Origin of the sequence: Metaclostridioides mangenotii (genome assembly GCF_018917235.1) — a bacterium.
GTDB lineage: Bacteria > Bacillota > Clostridia > Peptostreptococcales > Peptostreptococcaceae > Metaclostridioides.
This window is the reverse complement of record NZ_JAHLOF010000006.1, coordinates 139731-160901: the sequence shown is the minus strand read 5'-3', so window position 1 is coordinate 160901 and position 21171 is coordinate 139731. Positions and strand designations below refer to the sequence as shown.

At 31.0% G+C, this 21171-nt stretch carries 17 protein-coding genes; 14 read left to right on the top strand and 3 right to left on the bottom strand.

What is annotated here, in order from left to right; genetic code table 11:
* Nucleotides 1-561 precede the first annotated feature (561 nt).
* On the top strand, nt 562-1473 hold the full coding sequence (gene trxB / locus KQI18_RS10360) for a thioredoxin-disulfide reductase (RefSeq protein ID WP_216467775.1): 912 nt from the start codon (nt 562-564) through the stop codon (nt 1471-1473).
* Nucleotides 1474-1567: 94 nt separating this feature from the next.
* On the opposite strand, the gene KQI18_RS10355 is transcribed toward trxB, so the two are convergent.
* From KQI18_RS10355 to typA, 3 genes are all read right to left on the bottom strand, one after another.
* Complete coding sequence (locus KQI18_RS10355) at nt 1568-3451, bottom strand: DUF2207 domain-containing protein (RefSeq protein WP_216467773.1); 1884 nt, start codon at nt 3449-3451, stop codon at nt 1568-1570.
* A 45-nt stretch (nt 3452-3496) separates the two neighbouring features.
* Nucleotides 3497-4048, bottom strand: a complete 552-nt coding sequence (locus tag KQI18_RS10350; RefSeq protein ID WP_216467772.1) for a LemA family protein — start codon at nt 4046-4048, stop codon at nt 3497-3499.
* Between the two features lie 210 nt (nt 4049-4258).
* Nucleotides 4259-6085, bottom strand: a complete 1827-nt coding sequence (gene typA, locus KQI18_RS10345) for a translational GTPase TypA (RefSeq protein ID WP_216467771.1) — start codon at nt 6083-6085, stop codon at nt 4259-4261.
* Between the two features lie 203 nt (nt 6086-6288).
* Here typA and KQI18_RS10340 point away from each other — a divergent pair, with 203 nt between their 5' ends.
* From KQI18_RS10340 to mce, 13 genes are all read left to right on the top strand, one after another.
* Complete coding sequence (locus KQI18_RS10340; RefSeq protein WP_216467770.1) at nt 6289-7206, top strand: SPL family radical SAM protein; 918 nt, start codon at nt 6289-6291, stop codon at nt 7204-7206.
* 174 nt (nt 7207-7380) lie between these two features.
* Nucleotides 7381-9873: a heavy metal translocating P-type ATPase gene (locus tag KQI18_RS10335; RefSeq protein ID WP_216467769.1), complete on the top strand. Its 2493-nt coding sequence runs from the start codon at nt 7381-7383 to the stop codon at nt 9871-9873.
* Between the two features lie 234 nt (nt 9874-10107).
* The gene (locus KQI18_RS10330; protein ID WP_216467864.1) at nt 10108-10776 is read left to right on the top strand and encodes a response regulator transcription factor; all 669 of its coding nucleotides are present in this window, start codon (nt 10108-10110) and stop codon (nt 10774-10776) included.
* Complete coding sequence (locus KQI18_RS10325) at nt 10760-12025, top strand: sensor histidine kinase (RefSeq protein ID WP_216467768.1); 1266 nt, start codon at nt 10760-10762, stop codon at nt 12023-12025. The genes KQI18_RS10330 and KQI18_RS10325 overlap by 17 nt, the downstream gene beginning before the upstream one ends.
* A gap of 312 nt (nt 12026-12337) precedes the next feature.
* On the top strand, nt 12338-12511 hold the full coding sequence (locus KQI18_RS10320; RefSeq protein WP_216467767.1) for a hypothetical protein: 174 nt from the start codon (nt 12338-12340) through the stop codon (nt 12509-12511).
* Between the two features lie 37 nt (nt 12512-12548).
* Nucleotides 12549-12761: a hypothetical protein gene (locus KQI18_RS10315; protein ID WP_216467765.1), complete on the top strand. Its 213-nt coding sequence runs from the start codon at nt 12549-12551 to the stop codon at nt 12759-12761.
* Nucleotides 12762-12904: 143 nt separating this feature from the next.
* On the top strand, nt 12905-13618 hold the full coding sequence (locus tag KQI18_RS10310) for an ABC transporter ATP-binding protein (RefSeq protein ID WP_216467763.1): 714 nt from the start codon (nt 12905-12907) through the stop codon (nt 13616-13618).
* Between the two features lie 868 nt (nt 13619-14486).
* The gene (locus KQI18_RS10305; RefSeq protein WP_216467761.1) at nt 14487-15860 is read left to right on the top strand and encodes a hypothetical protein; all 1374 of its coding nucleotides are present in this window, start codon (nt 14487-14489) and stop codon (nt 15858-15860) included.
* Between the two features lie 136 nt (nt 15861-15996).
* Nucleotides 15997-17565: an acetyl-CoA hydrolase/transferase family protein gene (locus KQI18_RS10300; protein WP_216467759.1), complete on the top strand. Its 1569-nt coding sequence runs from the start codon at nt 15997-15999 to the stop codon at nt 17563-17565.
* 91 nt (nt 17566-17656) lie between these two features.
* Nucleotides 17657-19327: an acyl-CoA mutase large subunit family protein gene (locus tag KQI18_RS10295; RefSeq protein ID WP_216467757.1), complete on the top strand. Its 1671-nt coding sequence runs from the start codon at nt 17657-17659 to the stop codon at nt 19325-19327.
* A 14-nt stretch (nt 19328-19341) separates the two neighbouring features.
* Nucleotides 19342-19743 carry a cobalamin B12-binding domain-containing protein gene (locus tag KQI18_RS10290; RefSeq protein WP_216467755.1) on the top strand — a complete coding sequence of 134 codons (402 nt, stop codon included), beginning with the start codon at nt 19342-19344 and terminating at the stop codon, nt 19741-19743.
* A gap of 13 nt (nt 19744-19756) precedes the next feature.
* Nucleotides 19757-20728 (top strand): methylmalonyl Co-A mutase-associated GTPase MeaB, encoded by a 972-nt coding sequence (gene meaB, locus KQI18_RS10285; RefSeq protein ID WP_216467753.1) that lies wholly within the window; start codon nt 19757-19759, stop codon nt 20726-20728.
* A gap of 15 nt (nt 20729-20743) precedes the next feature.
* Nucleotides 20744-21154: a methylmalonyl-CoA epimerase gene (mce, locus tag KQI18_RS10280; protein ID WP_216467752.1), complete on the top strand. Its 411-nt coding sequence runs from the start codon at nt 20744-20746 to the stop codon at nt 21152-21154.
* Nucleotides 21155-21171: the final 17 nt, after the last annotated feature.

Below are 21171 nucleotides of genomic sequence, written 5' to 3'. Positions count from 1 at the left end.
TTATGCTTTACCTATCAAAAATATAGAAATTTAAAAGATTTTCTTTGTTAAATTAAATATATTATGGGTATAATATTTAATAAGCAAGTGATAATATTGCAATATAAATGGAATATTTAGTAAAAAATTATCTATAATATACTTGGGGTAAAAAATAAAGAACTTATAAATTACTGATTATTATTATATTAAATGAGGGGTATTTTCAAGTAAAGTTCATATTCAGTTCATATGGTAAGCTTACAATACTATAAAAGGAGGCGATGTAATGGCAATACTACTAATATCAGCTGGATTGATATTATTTATGTATGGATTATCAGTATTATCATATATATCAGAATCAAACGCTTTGGATAATGTAAATGAAAATTAACAATAACGAAAACATAATATAAAACATAGAAATAAAAAATAGGCAATAAAGTTGAACTGTAAATATTAGTGTATTTGCAGTTTTCTTATGTATAAAATATTGTTTTACTTCGAGTAAAAGTTTATATATACTTAAACTATAAATAAAAATTTTAATAAATAATCTAATAGGAAAGAGGGAAGAACATGAAAGATGTAATTGTAATAGGTGCTGGACCAGCAGGACTCACAGCGGCACTTTACGCGGTTAGAGCAGGATTAAGTGTAGCTGTTTATGAAAAGAGTGTTTATGGGGGACAAGTTACTGGGACTGCTGAAGTTGAAAACTATCCATCAATACAAAAAATTTCTGGATTTGATTTTGCCAATAATATATACAATCAATCAATATCACAAGGTGTTGAGATAAATTTCGAAGAAGTTGAAAAAATTGAAGATAAAGGAAACTATAAAATTGTTAAGACTACCTCTGGTGAGCATGAGTCAAAAACTGTAATTATAGCAAATGGAGTAGAAAGACGTAAATTAGGATGTAGAGGTGAAAAAGAGTTTACGGGAAAAGGTGTTACATATTGCGCTACTTGTGATGGAGCATTCTTTAAAAATCAAGATGTCGCTATTGTAGGTGGAGGAAATACAGCACTTGAAGATGCACTTTTCCTAGCGAATAACTGTACAAAAGTTTATTTAATACATCGAAGAGATTCGTTTAGAGGAGACAAAATCCTAATAGATGCAGTTTTAAAAAGAGAAAATATCGAGATAATATACGATAGTGGAGTAGATGAAATAACTGGAGACTCAAAAGTCAGAGAAATAAAAATTAAAAATCTTAAAGATGATTCAATAAGTACAATAACTGTAAACGGAATATTTGTAGCGATTGGCCTTGAGCCAAAGAATCAAATGTTTAGTAATATTCTTGAACTAGATAAAGCAGGGTATATTGTGGCAGATGAGTCTTGTACCACAAAAGTTGAAGGTGTTTTTGTAGCAGGAGACAATAGAACTAAGTTTTTACGTCAAATTATAACTGCAGCTTCAGACGGAGCAATAGCAGCAGTGCAGGCAGCTAACTATGTAAATACAGGAAATTAGTATAAAATATATAATAAAACTTATTTAAAAAATGTAATATCAAAATATAAAAAGGCAATAGCTATCTAAGCTATTGCCTTTTTATATAAATAAGTTACCAGCTACCTCGACCTCCGCCGCCGAATCCACCGCCAGAGAATCCTCCGCCTGATGAACCGCCACTTCCAAAACCTCCACTTGAATCACCAGTATTAATGATTGGAGTTGATGCAGTTCTTAGAGAACTCATTGATCGATTGAAAGAACTCATCCAGTAAACAGTGGAAAAAGTACTATAGTTAGGCCCATAGTACCATGTTGGTTTAGGTACGGCTAGGTCCTCAAATTTCTTCGCCCATACATTTGATACTCCTAATACATAAGCATATGGTAAGACGTGGTAGAAGTATGTTGGATCGTCTTGAACTAACATCTCTAAGCGATCTTTCTCAGCATATTTTATAAAATCTTTAAATCCGAGAATTTCTTCTAACCAAGCATGGCCTTTCATACTACGTTTTGTTGGAGAAACAAATATAAAAATACATACGATAATTATAAATGAAGCAATAGCTGTATTCATAGGTGACAAATCAACAAAATATAAAAAGAATATTAACATTATAAGCCCCGTAAATATTCCTAATATAATATAGAGCAATGTTTTTGTAGTTTGTTTCATTTTATAACGATATTTACCTATATAGAACCATGGAAGAATTAAAATAATAAAAAATACTGATACTACTCCGGACATTGCCAGAGATGATGATATCATCAAATAACTTTTATAGAAATATAAGAAAGTGGTAATCGCTACGACACTTAAAGAAAGAAAAAAAGCAAGGGTTTTTAATCGACCAGACGTTCCATCAAATATACTATTATCTTTTAAGGCGAATTTACCCTCAATTTTGGCTGCAGTTGCCTGGAATTCTTCACCTATATTTTTTTCCTTTAGCTCCTCAAAACTTACACGTTCCTTATAAAAAATTTTATTGAATAACATTTGTTCATATTTTTCTAATTGATCATCAGCGTCCTTTAATTTTTCTAGTTCGAATGATTTTTTCTCTGTTTCGTGAATATTAATATAACCTTTTGTAGCCCATTCAATAATAAGTGATGTGGTATCTTCATGATTTGCAGTGCCATCTATAACATATCCGATTTCAGCACTATTTAAATCTTTTGGAGGTTCAAATGAAACAATTGGAATTACTTTATTTATTCCTTTAGTAAAATACTTAAGGAGTAAAATAGCTCCTAATATACCAAATACTATCATAATAATAGAAGAGATATCAGTAGGTTTTGCGTAATTAAAATATCCGTTTTCAAGATTTACTTTTATTGTAACTCCTTCATTTGGTCTTAAATATCCTTTATAAGAACCATGAATTGAATTTCCTTGTACATTGTAAGTCACATTACTATTATTGCTATTTTCGGTTCCGTATTTACCGCTTGTAAAATTAATTTTGCTAGTATCAAATTTTTTTGGCATATTTATTGTAAATGAAACATTGTGAATATCAGCGTTAATATTCGTAGGAATAATATTCATATACAACATTTGAAGTCCATTTAAATTTAAATCTCGTGTATGTATGTCGTAAGTTAATACATAAGATTCTTTGCCAGTAAATTCATAGTCAGGATCACCAGCTTTGATGACTACGCTTTCAAATCCGTAATCGACATCGAATTGATGTCTTTCTACATTTATATTTTTGACAGGGAAAATATATTTCTTTTCTCCATTTCCAAAATCCATTTTATATTCTATTGGGATTTCACTATACAATCCATGACTAGGCGTAAAGAAATCCATATTGATCTTTTCTGTAACATGGATAACACCATCTTCTTCTACATCCATTACAACATTATATGCATCCATCTGAAAATTACTATATGCAAATACATTACTAGTTGTAGTAAACAATATTAAAAGCAAACAGAATATACTTAGTAAATGTTTTATAAACTTATTCATATAACCTCCTTATAAAAAAGATATAGGGTATTCCTATATCTTTTTTTAAAACGAAATCTTAATGTTATCACGATGTGTGTCATCATCAATTTCAAATAGCGGTTGCTTCTTAAAATTAAACATTGAAGCGATTATATTTGATGGGAAAGACTCGCACTTTGTATTAAATTCTCTTACCATGGCATTGTAGTATTTACGAGAATTTGCGATTTCTCCTTCCATTGATTTTAAGTCATTTTGCATCGTCATAAAATTTGTATTCGCTTTTAAATCAGGATATGATTCGCTTAGTGCAAATAAATGAGATAGCGTAGATTGAAGTGATTTTTCATTTGAAATCTTATCATCTATTGTCGTTGAATTCATAGCAGAATTTCTTGCTTCAATTACTTTTTCTAGTGTTTCTGATTCATGTTTTGCATAACCTTTAACTGTTTCTACTAAATTAGGTATAAGATCATAACGTTTCTTTAAATACACATCCATAGTAGAGAAGGCTTCTTCTAATCTATTTTTTAGCTTAACAAATCCATTATAAGATGCTATAAACCATATAGCTATAATAGCTATTATTGCTATTATTACAATAAAGATCATAATATGCTCCTTTCATTAATTATATTTTAACATTGATATTATAACATTAAATTATTTAGTCGTAAATCCTGAGGAGTAACTGCATTTGATAGTTATAACTATAGTATATATCAATTATATTATGGTATGTATGATATTTAATATTAAAACATAAAAAAGCTAACTGAATACAAATAATTTGTATTTCAGTTAGCATGTATTTAACTTTAACTAGTTAGCTTGTCTTGATCTGTTGTATCTTAGTCTGTCGTGTTCGTTTAAGAATTTTTTTCTAAGTCTTATTGAATCAGGAGTAACTTCAACAAGTTCATCGGCTTCAATAAATTCAAGAGCTTCTTCTAGAGTAAATATCTTAGGAGGAGATAATTTTATCGCATCATCTGATCCAGAGGCACGCACGTTACTCATTTTCTTATTTTTACATGGGTTGACTACCATATCATCTTTTCTAGAGTTCATACCTATGACCATACCTTCGTATACATCAACACCAGGATCAACAAACATTGTAGCTCTATCACTTAACGCGTTTAAAGAGTATCCCATTGTAACACCAGGTCCTTGTGCAATCAATACACCGTTGTTTCTAGAAGGTATTTCACCTTTAAATTCTTCGAACTTTTCAAATGATCTAACTAGAGTACCCTCACCATGAGTAGAGTTTATAAATTGGCTTCTATAACCTAAAAGTCCACGAGTAGGTGCTAAGAACTCAACTTTTACGTAGTCTCCTTCAGCTGCCATAGAGACCATCATACCTTTTCTTAGACTTAACTCATTTATAACTGTTCCTGAATAAATATCAGGGCAGTTTACTATAACTCTCTCAATTGGCTCTAATAACTTACCGTTTTCATCTTTATGCATAAGAACCTCAGGTTTAGATACACCAACTTCGTATCCTTCACGTCTCATGTTTTCAAGAAGTATTGATAAGTGAAGTTCACCACGTCCAGAAACCTTAAATCCATCTGTAGTTTCAAGTGGATCTACTCTAAGACCTACGTTAACTTCAAGTTCTTTTTCAAGTCTGTCTTTTAATTGTCTTGTTGTAACTGATTTACCACTTCTTCCAACAAAAGGAGAATCATTTACTAAGAAGTTCATTGACAGAGTAGGTTCTTCTATTTTTATCATTTCCATTGGAAGAGGACGATCTAGATCGCATAATGTTTCACCAATAGATATGTCTGGAATACCAGCAATAACAGCAATTTCTCCACTTGCAGCTTCATCAACTTCAATTTGGTTTAATCCCTCATAAACTGATAATTTTGAGATTTTTCCTCTTGTTACGACTTCATTACCTTTACAAATAGAAACATTAGAACCATTTTTTAAAGTTCCTTTGTAAACTCTACCAATACCAAGTCTACCGATATAGTCGTCATATGCAAGAGAAGATACTTGGAATTGTAGAGGTTCTTCATTGTAGTCTGGATAAGCCTCAACATGCTTGGTAATTGTTTCGAATAGAGGTGAAAGATCAGTATTTTCGTCATCCATTTCGTGTTTTGCAATACCTTGTTTAGCTATTCCGTATATTATTGGGAATTCGCATTGTTCATCAGTTGCATTTAACTCAACAAATAAGTCGAAAACTTCGTCAACGACTTCTTCTGCTCTTTGATCATTTTTATCTATTTTATTTATAAATAGAATTGGCTTCAATCCGCATTCCAATGATTTTTGAAGTACGAATCTAGTTTGAGGCATAGGCCCTTCACTAGCATCTACTAGAAGTATAACTGTATCTACAGTTTTCATAACACGCTCAACTTCTGAGGAGAAGTCGCTGTGACCAGGAGTATCTACTATATTTATTTTATAATCGTTATAGTTTATAGCACAATTCTTTGAATAAATAGTAATTCCTCTCTCTTGTTCTATATCATTACTATCCATTACACGTTCTCTAACAGTTTCATTGTCTCTAAAGACACCACTTTGAGAAAGAAATGCATCGACTAAGGTAGATTTACCTGCATCAACGTGGGCTATAACCGCGATATTTATGATTTTATGTTTTAATAACATTTATGTTGCTCCCTTCAAATTAAATAACTTATTTATTATATCACAGTAAGATCCCCTGTACAAGAAAACATATAGTATAAAGTATATAAATGTTTTAAAATGTCGAAAAAATATCATATATATTGGAACTACTGTTATTTAATATTAAATTTTGTTAAAATTGATAAAACTATATTATAATACTTGTATAAGGAGGGGATAATATGTACCAACATGTTACTTATAAAGAAATCGAATGTAAAAGTGCAGTAAACAAATTAAAAAGAAAAATTCCATATGAATGGGATTTAAATATATATAGGGGATGTATACATGGCTGTAAATACTGCTATGCACTTTATTCTCATCAGTATATGGGTTTAGATATAGGGACTGAAAATTTCTTTAAAGAAATATATGTAAAAACTAATATAGTAGATAAACTAGAAAAACACCTTAAATCCCCAAAATGGAATAGAGAAATAATAAACCTAGGTGGGGTAACGGATAACTACCAAGCAATAGAGACTAAATACAAAATAATGCCTGACATTTTAAAGCTTTTTATAAAATATAAGACACCAATGATTATCTCCACAAAATCAAATTTAATACTTAGAGATTTCGACCTTATCGACGAACTATCTAGAATTACTTATGTAAATGTAGCGTCTACAGTAACAACTGTAAATGAAGATTTAAGAAAAAAAATCGAGCCAAATACTGTGAAATCTAAAGATAGGCTAGAAATGTTGAAGGAATTTAGAAAAACAAATGCATCAGTAGGTGTTCATATGATGCCAATAATTCCTTACATAACGGATAAACATAATGATGTTGAGGAGTTATTTGTTAAAACTAAGGAAATAGAAGCTCATTATATTTTACCAGGAACTCTAAATCTCAGAGGACCTACCAAATACGTATTTATGAACTTCTTAAAGAGAGAATTTCCAAACTTATATCAAAAAATAGATTACCTATATAGAAATGGTGGATTGGACAAATTGTATAAAAATGAACTGTATTCTATGATTAATCCTTTGTTAAAAAAATATGTTTTATCAAAAGACTATTCAGATCAAATACGTAAAAAGATGCTAAAAGAAAAGAGTGATGATGTACAATTGACATTTTTTTAGATTTTGAAAATCTAGAATATCTCCAAGGTGAGTATTATTAAGCAATAGGTAGATTTACATAATCTTTCTACATAAATATAATTAAATATTTTATAAAAAATCTTGATTAATCATACCTATAGGGGGTATAATTGATATTAGATAGAGCTTATCAATTCGAAGGGAGTGGATGTTATGAGTACAAATAATATCACTGAAACATACAAAATAACAGGTATGACATGTGCATCATGTGCAAAAGCAGTAGAGAGAACTGTACGCAAGCTCGATGGAGTATCCGATCAAAATGTAAATATAGCTACAGAGAAATTAAAGATCGAATATAACAATGATGAAGTTGGGTTTGATGACATAAAGAGAGCTATAGAAAAAGCTGGGTATGGTGTTATAAAAGAAGAAACCAACAAAAAAATAGATATGAAAGTTGGTGGAATGACCTGTGCTTCTTGCTCTAAAGCTGTAGAAAGAGTAGTAAAAAAACTAGATGGAGTAGAAAGTGTAAGTGTAAATATTGCTACTGAAAAGGCAAGTATTAATTATGATTCATCAAAAGTAAGACTTTCACAAATAAAGAAAGCCATTACTAAAGCTGGATATGAGCCACTTGATGATGAGGCAAGAAAAAACGTTGCTGAAGATGAGGATAAATTAAGAAAAGAAAAAGAAATGAAATCACTGTTCCAAAAATTTATAGTAGCTATTGTGTTTGCTATACCACTATTTTATATAGCAATGGGGCCTATGATTATTAAACCTCTAGGGCCTTGGCCAGTACCAGAAATAATAAACCCTATGACGAATACTTTAAACTTCGCATTGATCCAGTTAATTTTAGTAATTCCGATTATGATTGCAGGTTATAAATTCTATATAAATGGATTTAAGTCACTAGTGCACTTAAGCCCAAATATGGATACATTAGTTGCGATAGGTACATCAGCTGCTTTTATTTACAGTCTATATACTACTTTTCAAATTGCTAGTGGTCATGTAATGGAGATGCACGACCATCAACTTTACTTTGAAAGTGCTGGTATAATTATTGCACTTATACTTCTTGGTAAATATTTAGAGTCTAGATCTAAAGGTAGAACTTCAGAGGCTATTAAAAAACTTATGGGGCTTCAACCTAAGACAGCCATAGTTTTAATGGATGGCAAAGAAGTTGAAACTTTAATAGAAGAAGTTGAGGTTGGAGATATTATTCTTGTAAAACCAGGAAGTAAAATACCTGTAGATGGTATAGTTATAGATGGATATACTTCAGTAGATGAATCAATGCTTACAGGTGAGAGTTTACCTGTTGAGAAAAAAGTTGGTGATTTAGTAACTGGTGCAAGTATAAACAAAAATGGAACGATTCAATTTGAAGCTAAGAAGGTTGGAAGTGATACTGCTTTAGCACAAATAATTAAACTAGTCGAAGATGCTCAAGGAGAAAAAGCTCCTATAGCTAAGTTAGCTGACGTAGTATCAGGATACTTTGTACCTACAGTAATAGCTATAGCTTTAATTTCTTCTGTATTATGGTATTTTGTCGGTGGTAAAGATTTAGTATTTGCACTTACTATCTTTATCTCTGTATTAGTAATAGCTTGTCCTTGTGCTCTTGGTCTTGCAACACCTACAGCAATTATGGTGGGTACAGGTAAGGGTGCTGAAAACGGGATACTTATAAAAGGAGGGGAAGCTTTAGAATCTACCCACAAAATCCAAACTGTAGTTTTTGATAAGACAGGTACAATAACAGAAGGAAAGCCGAAAGTTACGGACATAGTAGTAAACAATATAGACGAAGATTATTTAATTAAATTAGCTTCAAGTGCAGAAAAGGGATCTGAGCATCCACTTGGTGAAGCTATTGTTAAATATGGTGAGGAAAAAGGAATAGAAGTTGTTAAAGTTGACGATTTTAAAGCTATACCTGGATTTGGTATACAAGTAAAAATCGATGGTAAAATAGTTATTCTTGGAAATAAAAAGCTAATGTTAAATACAGAAGTAGAATTTGAAGGATTAGCAGAAAAGTCGGATGAACTTGCTGCACAAGGGAAGACTCCTATGTATATTGCTATAGACGGCAAACTAGCCGGGATCATAGCAGTTGCAGATGTAGTTAAAGAAAGCAGTAAAAAAGCTATAGATAAACTACACAGTATGGGAATTAAAGTAGCTATGCTTACTGGTGATAATGTTAAGACTGCAAATGCAATAGCTAAGCAAGTCGGTATAGATGTAGTTTTAGCTGAGGTATTACCAGAAGATAAGTCTAACGAAGTAGAAAAATTACAAAGTCAAGGTAAATTTGTAGCGATGGTAGGAGATGGAATCAATGATGCTCCAGCACTTGCAAAAGCGGATATAGGAATAGCAATTGGTAGTGGTACAGATGTTGCCATTGAATCTGCAGACATAGTTCTTATGAAAAGTGATTTAATGGATGTACCAGCTGCAATTAAGTTAAGTGATGAAACTATAAAAAACATCAAGCAGAACTTGTTCTGGGCATTTGGATACAATACAATTGGTATACCGGTAGCAGCTGGGCTTCTTTATATATTTGGAGGACCTCTTCTTAATCCTATGATTGCAGCGGCAGCTATGAGTTTAAGTTCTGTATCAGTTGTTACAAATGCACTAAGACTAAAAAATAGAAATATATATTAGTAATAAATCAGTTATTTAATTGAGAATATACAAATTATGTAAAGACTATTGAAGAATTTCAGATAATTCAATAGTCTTTTTTAAAATTTTAATATTTGCTAATAATTTTTATTGTAAAAACCTTGAAGATTTCTTAAGTTTCTTTATAAAAATATTGCTTAATTTTCATCTAAAGTTCACAAAAATGGTGTACAATGTAGGTGGTTCATATTTTTTATGGAAAGGAATGATACTATGAATTCATCTATACTAGTAATAGAGGATGATGCCAGTATCCAAGAGCTGATAGTAGAATTTCTGACAGCTGAAGGGTACGAAGTAGACTATGCTAATGATGGACTTGAAGGAATCCAAAAATTTAAAAAAGGAAATTACAATTTAATTATTTTAGATATAATGATGCCAAATTTAGATGGATATGGTGTTTGTAAAATGATAAGACAAACATCAAGTGTGCCAATAATTTTTCTAACAGCTTTAAATCAGGAGACAGATCAATTGAAAGGTTTTGAACTAGAGTGTGATGACTACATAACTAAACCTTTTTCATTTAATTTACTCGTAAAAAGAGTTGAAGCAGTTTTAAGAAGAAGTAGCAAAATAATGAATGATAAATTTCTAGTGTTTGAGAAGTTAAAATTAGATCTTAATACTTATGAGGCTGAAGTTGATGGAAATGCTGTAGAGTTAACTCTAAAAGAGTTTAATATTTTGAAAGATTTGATAGAAAAATACCCTCAAGTTATTACAAGAGAAGGATTATTAGACAGCATATGGGGTTATGACTATTATGGTGATACAAGAATAGTTGATGCTCATATTAAAAACATAAGAAAAAAAATATCTATACCGTACATTAAAACTGTGAAAGGAATAGGTTACACACTTGAGAAGGATATTTGATAAATGGGAAAAAATGAGTATCAAGTACAAACTATTTTCTATAACAACAAGTTTGCTATTAGGATTAGCACTTGCAATATACTTGATACTGTATTTTATGTTACCGTCGTATTACCATGAATATAAGATTGATTCATTAGAAGCACAATTAGGATATTTAACAAAAACATCGAAGAGAGATGACACGGGAGCTTTGGAAGAAAGACTTTATTATATGGCGAAAGATCAAAATCTAGCTATTCTGTTAAAAGACCATAATGGTAGAGTTGTCTATGGTAAAAATGAGGTTGTTCTTCTTAAATATAGCAGATATATGTCGAGCAATATAAACGACGAGTATAGAGTTACAATGCCCATTAACACATCAGATTCAGAAGAACCATATACACTTGAAATAATTATGCCTCTACAACCTATAGACGAGGCAAGTGAAGTAATTAGAAAACTTATGCCTTATATCATTGCAGTTGCTATAATAATTGCTGTCATCGGAGCATTTATATATTCGAATGTGATTACAAAACCACTAATTGAAATTATTGAAATTGAAAGAAAACAGGAAAATAATCGTAAAGACTTCGTTGCTACTATATCTCATGAATTAAAGACTCCTATTACAATAATTAGTGGTCAAATTGAAGGTATGATTTACAATGTAGGTAAATATAGAGACAGGGATACTTACCTTAAAAAGTCATATGATTGTACTCAAGAATTAAAAGAACTTGTTGAAGAAATGATAGAAATTTCAAAAATGGAAATTTTAGATCAAGATCTAAACTTAGGAACCGAGTCAAAACAGATTATAAACATGAGTGAACTACTTCAAAATTTAGTAAAAAGGCAGTTATTTCTTATTGAAGAGAAAAATATAGATACATCTCTTTCTATACAAGAAGACGTATCTGTTATTGCTAATACTGAGAGAATTTCTAGAGCTATTAATAATATAATAAACAATGCGATTAAATACACTCCAGAAAATGAAAAAATAAATGTAAGATTATATAAGAAAAGCAATGCTAGGGTGATATTGGAAGTAGAAAATACTGGTATTACAATAGAGAAAAAATACTTAGATGAGATTTTTACCCCATTTTATAGGATTGAAAAATCTCGTTCTAGAAAGACTGGTGGAAGTGGATTGGGACTTTATATAGTTAGTCAAATACTAAAAAACCATGGTTTTGATTATTGTATGAAAAATAAGGATAATTCTGTAGTTTTTAAAATAGAATTTAAAAATTAAAAGGTTTCAATGCATTTTCATATTAAAATCACAATAAATTCATATACTGGATGTATTATATACTCAAGTAAGAGAAATATTGCTAACTTAAAACCATAATAATAATACCCTAAGTATAGTGATAGTTATCCCTCACATCCTCAATAAATGACTATCACTATAAAAAAGAATTAGCTGTATCTTAAATGATTTATAAATCTTTAGATACAGCTAATTCTTTTTTTTCAAAAAATCAAGAAATAATAAATAAAGATAAAAATCTTGGACACCATATTTATAAGTAATAAATATAATTTTTAGGAGGTGTTTACGATGGATAAAATGAAAAAAAGCATGAAAAATATGCAAAAAGATCTTAAAAGAGGTGTGAGAAAAACTTCTAATGCAGTAAAAGATACAGCAGAAGATTTAATGGATACAGCAGAAGATGCTATGAGAACAATGGAAATGAAAAAAGATAACATGATGTCTAATAAAAGAAAATAATATGTTACTTTAAAAATAAGTTAGGAGATGTCAAAAAATGTCTAAAAGAAATAAAAATAAAAATAATATGAAAAGTCCAGAAAAAAGAGAACTTGAAGAAGATTTAATACTAGAATCAAGGGATCCAGCAGAGTTATTGATGACCAATACAGAAGATGCGAAGAAAATGATGAATGCTAAACAAGATGCTAAAGTTACAAATTTGGACAAAAAGCGTATTGTTAATGACACTATGGGAGAAATGAAATAAATATTACTCTTAAATTAAAAATCACGGAAATATCCGTGATTTTTAATTTAAGAATAAGGATTAATATTTAAAATAAAATACTTGAATTTTAAATCTATTTGTTATATATTAAGTATAACAAAAATCGGAATGGGGGCAAAAGAATGTTAAACATTAATAAAGTGTCTAAATCATTTGAGAACAATAAAAAAGTTTTAAATAATATAACTTTTGATATAAAATGTGGTGAAATATTTGGGTTTATAGGTCATAATGGGGCTGGAAAAACTACATTAATAAAAGCAATAGTTGGAATTCATGATTTTGATGAAGGGGAAATACTAATTGATTCAAAGAACATTAAAAGTAATCCAATAGCATGCAAAAAGATATTTGCATATATACCTGATAATCCTGATTTGTATGAGTATTTAACAGGACTACAATATCTAAATTTTATAGGCGATATATTTAAGGTACATCAAACAAAAAGGCAAGATTTAATAAAATTTTATTCGAACAGATTTGATTTAGATAAAGATCTTGGCAACACGATATCTTCTTATTCACATGGAATGAAACAAAAGTTAGCTATTATATCAGCCTTAATTCATAGTCCAAAGCTACTGATATTAGACGAGCCATTTGTTGGTCTAGATCCTAAAGCAGCTTTTACTTTAAAGGAGATTATGAAAGAATTTTGTAGTGTCGGAGGAAGTATATTTTTTTCAACACATGTACTAGAAGTGGCAGAGAAAATATGTGATAGAATAGCAATTATAAAAAATGGAAATGTAATTGCATATGGAACAACCGATGAAGTAATAGGGAATAGTTCTCTTGAGAATGTATTTATGGAATTGATAGATAAAAACTAGTTTTAATCAAAAATATAAACTATATTATTGAGGAAATCCAATACTATAAAAATCATTTTCTATAATTTAAATCATTGTGTGCTTATAAGTTTATAACTTATAGGCACTTTTTTAATTCAAATAAAAACATAATACAGGTAAAAAAGAGGGATTTCTACTATAAGGTTAAATGTCAAATTAAAGCTTTAATACAAAATTCATTTAAAAAATTTTAGAAATTTCAGAATAATTAAAATGATAAAGAGGTTTAATATAGCATTTTATAACTATCTGTGTGTCAAAATATGTATAAAGAAATGTGTTGCAAAAAAGTAACTTTTTGGTTTAATATAGAATTAACAAATTTAATATAGATTTAACATAAATATGAAAATTAACAATTAGTTAACAAAAAAGAAGATTAATCTAATTTAGTCTAAACTATTAAACTTATCATAAATAGGTCTTCAAAGAATTATCTGTATATGAGAATTCTTTCTTCACCTACACACCACAGAAGAAACCATATGTATTCTATGGATTCAAGAGAATGACATTAATCAGTATTTTCAAAAATGTGCGCACAGTCAAATTATTATTCAAAATCATTTTCACAATCAGATATAAAATTAAAGGACAAAAGTTTTATGCTGAGAATTTTCGGCTTAATTTAAATTGCGTAATCTAAATTTTTAGGATAATCCTAGTATCAAAACATTACTCGAGTCAAAAGTTATATTTTTCACAAAGAAATATCTAAATTTCATAAAAAAGTTTACCTGTATAAAAGTGGTTATTTAAATCTTTAAATTTAGAAGTTGTTTGTGTTAGCGAGAGTGTTAGATAATTCTCTGGCGAACGTTTTCAGCTATACGAGGAGGAATATCGCATGAGTTTTAGCTTTACAGAAGTATTTCTAAGCCAGTTTATATTGATGTTTGTCGCAATTGTTACAGGCTTAATATTTGGAAAGATAAAGTTTGGGAAATTTAGCTTTGGTATATCAGGGGCGTTATTTACAGGACTTGTCATTGGGTGGGTGGCGTTTAAATATGCAACTTCAATCAATGAGGGACAAAAAGGATATGAAGCAGCACAAAATTTAATATCCTCAGGAGTAATTTCAAGTAGTTTTTTTGATATCTTCTTGATTATATTTGTTTGTGCAGTTGGATTATTAGCAGCTAAAGATATAGGTATTGTTTTAAGAAAGTATGGGTTAAAGTTTGTTGTACTTGGTTTACTAATAACTTTTATGAGTGCAGCTACCACATATGCTTTGACTTTATTCAGTAAAGATTCAAATCCATATGAGATTTCTGGTGTATATACTGGAGCTTTAACAAGTTCTCCAGGTCTTGCTGCAGCTATTGAAACTGCAAGAGGCCATGCAATTGAAAAAACAAAAGAATACGATAGTATGAGCAAATCAGATAAAATCAAATTTTTAGAAATGGCGGGAGTAAAAGATATTCCAAAAGACGTTCAAAAGTTTAAGATTACAGATGATATAAAAAGCCAATACATAACAAATGCTGAAGGAAGTATAGGAGCGGGGCATGCAATAGGTTATCCTTTTGGAGTTTTAATAGTAATTTTAGCAGTAAACTTCTTTCCAAATATATTTAAAATTGATGTTGAAAAAGAGAAGTTACAATATCGTAAAGAACTAATCGATGCAAGAAAAGAAAGTAGTCATGTTAATTCAATAGAGGAAACTAAATTCGATATAGCTGGATTTATACTAGCTTGTATGGTTGGTTATGTCATTGGAAATATAAATATATATTTACCTTTTATAGGTTACTTTAGCTTAGGATCAACTGGAGGTGTATTGATAGGTGCTTTGATCTTAGGATATATAGGAAAAATTGGAAGTATTAGCTTTAGAATGGATTCAAAAACGCTAGGTATACTTAGGGATATTGCCCTTGCATTTTTCTTAGCAATTGTTGGACTTAAGTATGGATATCAGGCTGTAGATGCTTTAGTTGGAACTGGAGCATATCTTGGTATAGCCTCGGTGATTATAGGTGTAGTTGGTATGCTTTTGGGATTTGTAGTTGGAAAATACGTCTTAAAAATCAATTGGCCGATGTTGTCTGGAGCGATATGTGGTGGAATGACTTCTACTCCTGGGCTAGGTGCTGCTGTTGAAGCTTTAGATAGTGACGACCCAGCAGCAGGATATGGTGCAACTTATCCATTTGCTCTTTTAGGCATGGTAATATTTACGATAATACTTCACAAGTTACCGATGTAATCACAGTTATTCTAGGGTCATTATCATGTAGTTTATTTAGTTAATTATTTTATTATTTGACATCAAGGTTGATTTTCTAATCATACAAATACTTCTTAAACTATAAAGTTAAAATTCGTTGGGTGGGTGAACATTTATGGATAGTAGATTGAGATGTAAAGAATTAGAGAGTAAAGTTATGACCGCGGATCAAGCTGCGGAATTATTTAAAGATAATATGATAGTAGGTACAAGTGGTTTTACACCTGCAGGTTATCCAAAAGCTATACCACTTGCGATTGAAAGAAGAGCTAAAAATGGAGATAAAATAGGTCTTACAATAATAACAGGTGCTTCTGTAGGACCAGAGCTAGATGCAGCACTTTCAGAGTGTGGGGTAATGAAGAGAAGATATCCATATCAGACTAATACTACCTGTAGAAATCTTATAAACGACGATAAAGTTAAGTATTCAGATATGCATTTAAGTCATGCACCTCAGTGGGTTAAGGCAGGATTTTTAGGAAATATAGACGTAGCCCTAATCGAAGCAATTGCAATAACAGAAGATGGAAATTTAATTCCTTCTACATCAATTGGAAATAGCAATGTATTTGTTGAGTGCGCGGACAAAGTGATTGTTGAAATAAACACATCACAGCCTATTGAGCTTGAAGGTATACATGATGTATATAATTTAGAACTGCCTCCAGATAGAGAAGCTATTCCACTTACTAAAGCAGATGATAGAATTGGAACAACATATATTCCTTGTGATAAGAATAAGATTGAAGCAATTGTATACACAGATATAAAAGATAAGACTAGATCAGTTGATCCAATAGACGAAACATCAAAAAAAATGGCTGATAATCTTATTAAATTCTTAAAAAATGAGGTTGAAGAAAATAGATTGCCTAAAAACTTATTGCCACTTCAATCTGGAGTTGGAAGTGTTGCAAATGCCGTTTTAGGTGGTTTAGTTGATTCGGATTTTGAGGATCTTGTTATTTATTCTGAAGTTATTCAAGATAGTGCAATCGACCTAATTGAAAAAGGTAAAGTAGTATTCGCATCAGGAACATCGCTAACAGTATCACCAGAGAGATTAGATGATTTTTATAATAAGTTTTGTAGTTACAAAGATAAACTTATACTGAGACCTCAAGAGATAAGTAATAATCCTGAGATTGCTAGAAGATTAGGGGTTATAGCAATAAATACCGCAATAGAAGTGGATATATATGGAAATGTAAACTCAACAAATATAATGGGAAGTAGAATGATGAATGGTATAGGTGGATCAGGGGATTTTGCAAGAAATGGATATTTATCAATATTTACTACAGAATCTATTGCTAAAAATGGAAATATTTCAAGTATCGTTCCTATGGTATCTCATCAAGATCACAGTGAACACGATGTTATGGTTATAGTTACTGAACAAGGTGTAGCAGATTTAAGAGGGTTATCGCCTAAAGAGAGAGCGATTAAGATAATTGAAAATTGTGCACATCCTGACTATAAAGAAGAACTGCATGATTATTTCGATAAGGCATGTGAAGGTAAGTATAAACAAACACCACACATACTATCTGAAGCACTTTCTTGGCATCAAAGATTTATGCAAACTGGAACCATGAAAGAAAATAAATCCACTGATGATCTTTTAGTAAATACAAAGCCTAAAGATGGAAAAGTATCAGAAGGGGCGGGAGCTAATTAATCAAAGCAAGTTAAATAAATAACTATTTAACATAAATAGCCTGCCATATATTTATAAATTATATGGCAGGCATAGATTAGGAGGGTACAATATGGACAAAAACAGAGAGCAAATTCAAAGTTGCTTTACAAAATGGGAAGAAAATAAGGTTAAAAAAAGTATTGATAAATTCCCTGAGAGAAAAAAAGAATTTGAATTTGATACCGGTGTGGAAGTAAAAAGATTATATACTCCATTAGATGTGTGTACTGATTATGAAAACGATCTCGGATTTCCAGGGCAATACCCATTTACAAGAGGTGTGCAACCAACTATGTACAGAGGTAAGTTTTGGACAATGAGAATGTATGCTGGTTTTGCTACAGCTGAAGAATCTAACAAGAGATATAAATATTTAATAGAAGAAGGATCTATGGGGCTTTCTGTTGCATTTGATTTGCCAACCCAAATGGGATATAACTCAGACAATCCAATTGCAGAAGGTGAAGTAGGGAAAGTTGGAGTTTGTATAGACTCTTTAGCAGACATGGAAATATTATTTGACGGTATACCACTTGATAAAGTATCTACATCAATGACAATAAATGCACCTGCATCAGTATTACTTGCCATGTATATTGCAGTAGCTAAGAAACAAGGTGTATTTCCAGAAAAATTAAGGGGAACTATTCAAAATGATATTTTAAAGGAATATGTAGCTAGAGGAACTTATATATTCCCTGTAAAACCATCTATGAGACTTATTACAGATATATTTGAGTATTGTTCTAAACATGTTCCTAAGTGGAACACAATCAGTATATCTGGATACCATATCAGGGAAGCAGGTGCAAATGCAATTCAAGAAGTGGCATTTACTCTAGCAGACGGTATTGCGTATGTAAATGCAGCTATTGAAGCAGGACTTCATGTAGATGATTTTGCTCCAAGATTATCATTCTTTTTTAATGCTCACAACAATTTATTTGAAGAAGTTGCTAAGTTTAGAGCTGCGAGAAGAATTTGGGCAAAAATTATGAAGGAAAGATTTAAAGCAGAAAATCCAAAATCATGGGCATTAAAATTCCACACACAGACAGCAGGATGTACATTAACTGCACAACAACCTGAAAATAATATTGTTAGAGTTGCTATTCAAACTTTAGCTGCAGTTCTAGGAGGAACTCAATCGCTACATACAAATTCAAAAGACGAAGCTCTAGCTCTACCTACAGAAGATTCAGTAAGAGTAGCTCTTAGAACACAACAAATTGTTGCAAATGAGAGTGGAGCAGCGGATACTATAGATCCACTTGCAGGTTCTTACTATGTTGAGGGTCTTACTAATGAGATAGAAAAGGAAGCGATGGCTATTATCGATAAAATAGATGAAATTGGAGGTGCGCCACAAGCCATTGAGCAAGGATATATACAACAAGAAATAATGGATAGCGCTTATAAATATCAAAAAGAAATAGAAAATAACGAAAAAATAATAGTAGGAGTAAATAAATATCAAATAGATGAAGAAGCACCGAAGGGTCTTTTAAGAGTTGATCCAATGGTTGGTGAGAGACAAAAAGAAAAAATAAAAGTTCTTAAAGAAAAAAGAAATAACGAAAGAGTAAATGAAACTTTAGAAACGCTGAGAGATGTTTGTAAATCTGATGAAAATATAATGCCGGCTATTTTAGATGCAGTTATGGAGTATGCAACACTTGGAGAAATCTGTGGTGTTATGAGAGAAGAATTCGGTGAATACAAACAAATAGTAATGATATAGAGGGGAGTAAAAACATGAGACCTATAAGAGTATTAGTTGCAAAACCAGGATTAGATGGACATGATAGAGGAGCTAAAGTTGTTGCAAGGGCGCTGAGAGATGCAGGTATGGAAGTTATATATACAGGATTGTTTCAAACTCCTGAACAAATTGTGGCTTCAGCCATACAAGAAGACGTGGATGTAATAGCTATGAGTATATTATCTGGAGCTCATAATCATTTACTTCCTAAGGTAGCAGAATTATTAAAAGAAGAAAATATAGATGATGTTCTTATAATCGGAGGCGGTGTTATACCTGAAGAAGATATACCAGTACTAAAAGAAAAAGGTATTGCTGAGATATTTACTCCGGGAACTCCTACATCGACCACAATTAAATTTATAAAAGAAAATACACACAAAAGTTTGGCGTAAAGGCGATGATATTATGGTGAATAAAGTCGATGATAAGATAAAAAAATTAGTCGATGGAGTATTAAATGGAAATAAGAGGGATTGTGCTAGACTTATTACCATTGTAGAAAATGAAACTTCCGGTTACGAAGATGCATTAAAAGAGATTTACAATCAAACAGGAAGAGCTTATGTGATTGGAATTACTGGTCCACCTGGGGCTGGTAAGTCTACATTTACTGATAAGATAGTTAAACTCCTTAGGACACAGGGTAAAAAAGTAGGAATTATCGCAATAGATCCAACAAGTCCATTTACAAAAGGTGCAATACTTGGAGATCGAATTAGGATGAATGATTTAAGTACTGATCCTGATGTATTTATTAGATCAATGGGGACTAGAGGAAGTTTGGGTGGACTTTCTAATGCAACTCAAGCAGCTATAAAAGTACTCGATGCATATGGATGTGATTATATATTTATTGAAACGGTTGGGGTTGGGCAATCTGAGATAGACATTGTAAAAACAGCAGATACTACTCTAATTGTTATGGTTCCAGGATTAGGAGACGATATACAAGCGATAAAAGCAGGAGTCATGGAAATTGCAGATGTTTTTATTGTAAATAAAGCTGATAAAGATGGAGCTAAAAAGACATCTATAGAAATTGAGATGATGCTTGATTTCAATAAAGAATGGGAATTTAGACCTCCAGTAAGCTTAGTAATATCTGAGACCGGAGAAGGCGTAGATCTTGCTTATGAAAATATATTAAAGCATAAGATGTTTCTTGAAGATAGTGATAAATTAACCCAAAAAAGACTAAGACGCAATAAGCAAGAAGTTAGAGAGTTGGTACAAAGAAAAGTTGAGACGTTGGTTAGAAATTTACAGAGCAGTGAAGAAATAGAAAAACTTCTAAATAAAACAATGACTAAGGAAATTGATCCTTATTCAATAAGCAGTATAGTATATGAAAAAATAACAAACAATCAAAATCTATAATTGGAGGGGTAGTGCATGAAAGTACTAAAAGTAGATCATGTTGGTATAGCAGTAAATAGTTTAGAAGATACTCTTAAGTTTTATGAAGATGTTCTTGGATTAAAATGTACAGGAAGAGAAATAGTTGAAGATCAACAAGTTAAGGTTGCATTCTTACCCGTAGGTGATACTGAGTTAGAGTTTTTAGAATCAACTACAGAAGATGGACCTATTGCAAAATTTATAGCAAAAAATTCAAATCGTGGTGGTATTCAACATGTTGCTCTTAGAGTCGATAATATTGAAGAAGCCATAGCTGAAGTAAAAGATAAAGGATTTAGAATGATAGATGAGACACCAAGATATGGAGCTGGAAATGCAAGGATAGCATTTTGTCATCCAAAAGGAACTGATGGTGTATTACTTGAGCTAAGTGAAAGAGAATAAAAGACTAATTTCCTGGA

Excerpts from the sequence above, each read along its gene's own strand:
- KQI18_RS10350 (WP_216467772.1), bottom strand. The coding sequence starts at position 4,048 with ATGATCTTTATTGTAATAATAGCAATAATAGCTATTATAGCTATATGG.
- meaB (WP_216467753.1), top strand. The coding sequence starts at position 19,757 with ATGGTGAATAAAGTCGATGATAAGATAAAAAAATTAGTCGATGGAGTA.
- KQI18_RS10355 (WP_216467773.1), bottom strand. The coding sequence starts at position 3,451 with ATGAATAAGTTTATAAAACATTTACTAAGTATATTCTGTTTGCTTTTA.
- KQI18_RS10295 (WP_216467757.1), top strand. The coding sequence starts at position 17,657 with ATGGACAAAAACAGAGAGCAAATTCAAAGTTGCTTTACAAAATGGGAA.
- KQI18_RS10340 (WP_216467770.1), top strand. The coding sequence starts at position 6,289 with ATGTACCAACATGTTACTTATAAAGAAATCGAATGTAAAAGTGCAGTA.
- KQI18_RS10300 (WP_216467759.1), top strand. The coding sequence starts at position 15,997 with ATGGATAGTAGATTGAGATGTAAAGAATTAGAGAGTAAAGTTATGACC.
- KQI18_RS10305 (WP_216467761.1), top strand. The coding sequence starts at position 14,487 with ATGAGTTTTAGCTTTACAGAAGTATTTCTAAGCCAGTTTATATTGATG.
- trxB (WP_216467775.1), top strand. The coding sequence starts at position 562 with ATGAAAGATGTAATTGTAATAGGTGCTGGACCAGCAGGACTCACAGCG.
- KQI18_RS10335 (WP_216467769.1), top strand. The coding sequence starts at position 7,381 with ATGAGTACAAATAATATCACTGAAACATACAAAATAACAGGTATGACA.
- KQI18_RS10320 (WP_216467767.1), top strand. The coding sequence starts at position 12,338 with ATGGATAAAATGAAAAAAAGCATGAAAAATATGCAAAAAGATCTTAAA.
- KQI18_RS10330 (WP_216467864.1), top strand. The coding sequence starts at position 10,108 with ATGAATTCATCTATACTAGTAATAGAGGATGATGCCAGTATCCAAGAG.
- mce (WP_216467752.1), top strand. The coding sequence starts at position 20,744 with ATGAAAGTACTAAAAGTAGATCATGTTGGTATAGCAGTAAATAGTTTA.
- typA (WP_216467771.1), bottom strand. The coding sequence starts at position 6,085 with ATGTTATTAAAACATAAAATCATAAATATCGCGGTTATAGCCCACGTT.
- KQI18_RS10310 (WP_216467763.1), top strand. The coding sequence starts at position 12,905 with ATGTTAAACATTAATAAAGTGTCTAAATCATTTGAGAACAATAAAAAA.
- KQI18_RS10290 (WP_216467755.1), top strand. The coding sequence starts at position 19,342 with ATGAGACCTATAAGAGTATTAGTTGCAAAACCAGGATTAGATGGACAT.
- KQI18_RS10315 (WP_216467765.1), top strand. The coding sequence starts at position 12,549 with ATGTCTAAAAGAAATAAAAATAAAAATAATATGAAAAGTCCAGAAAAA.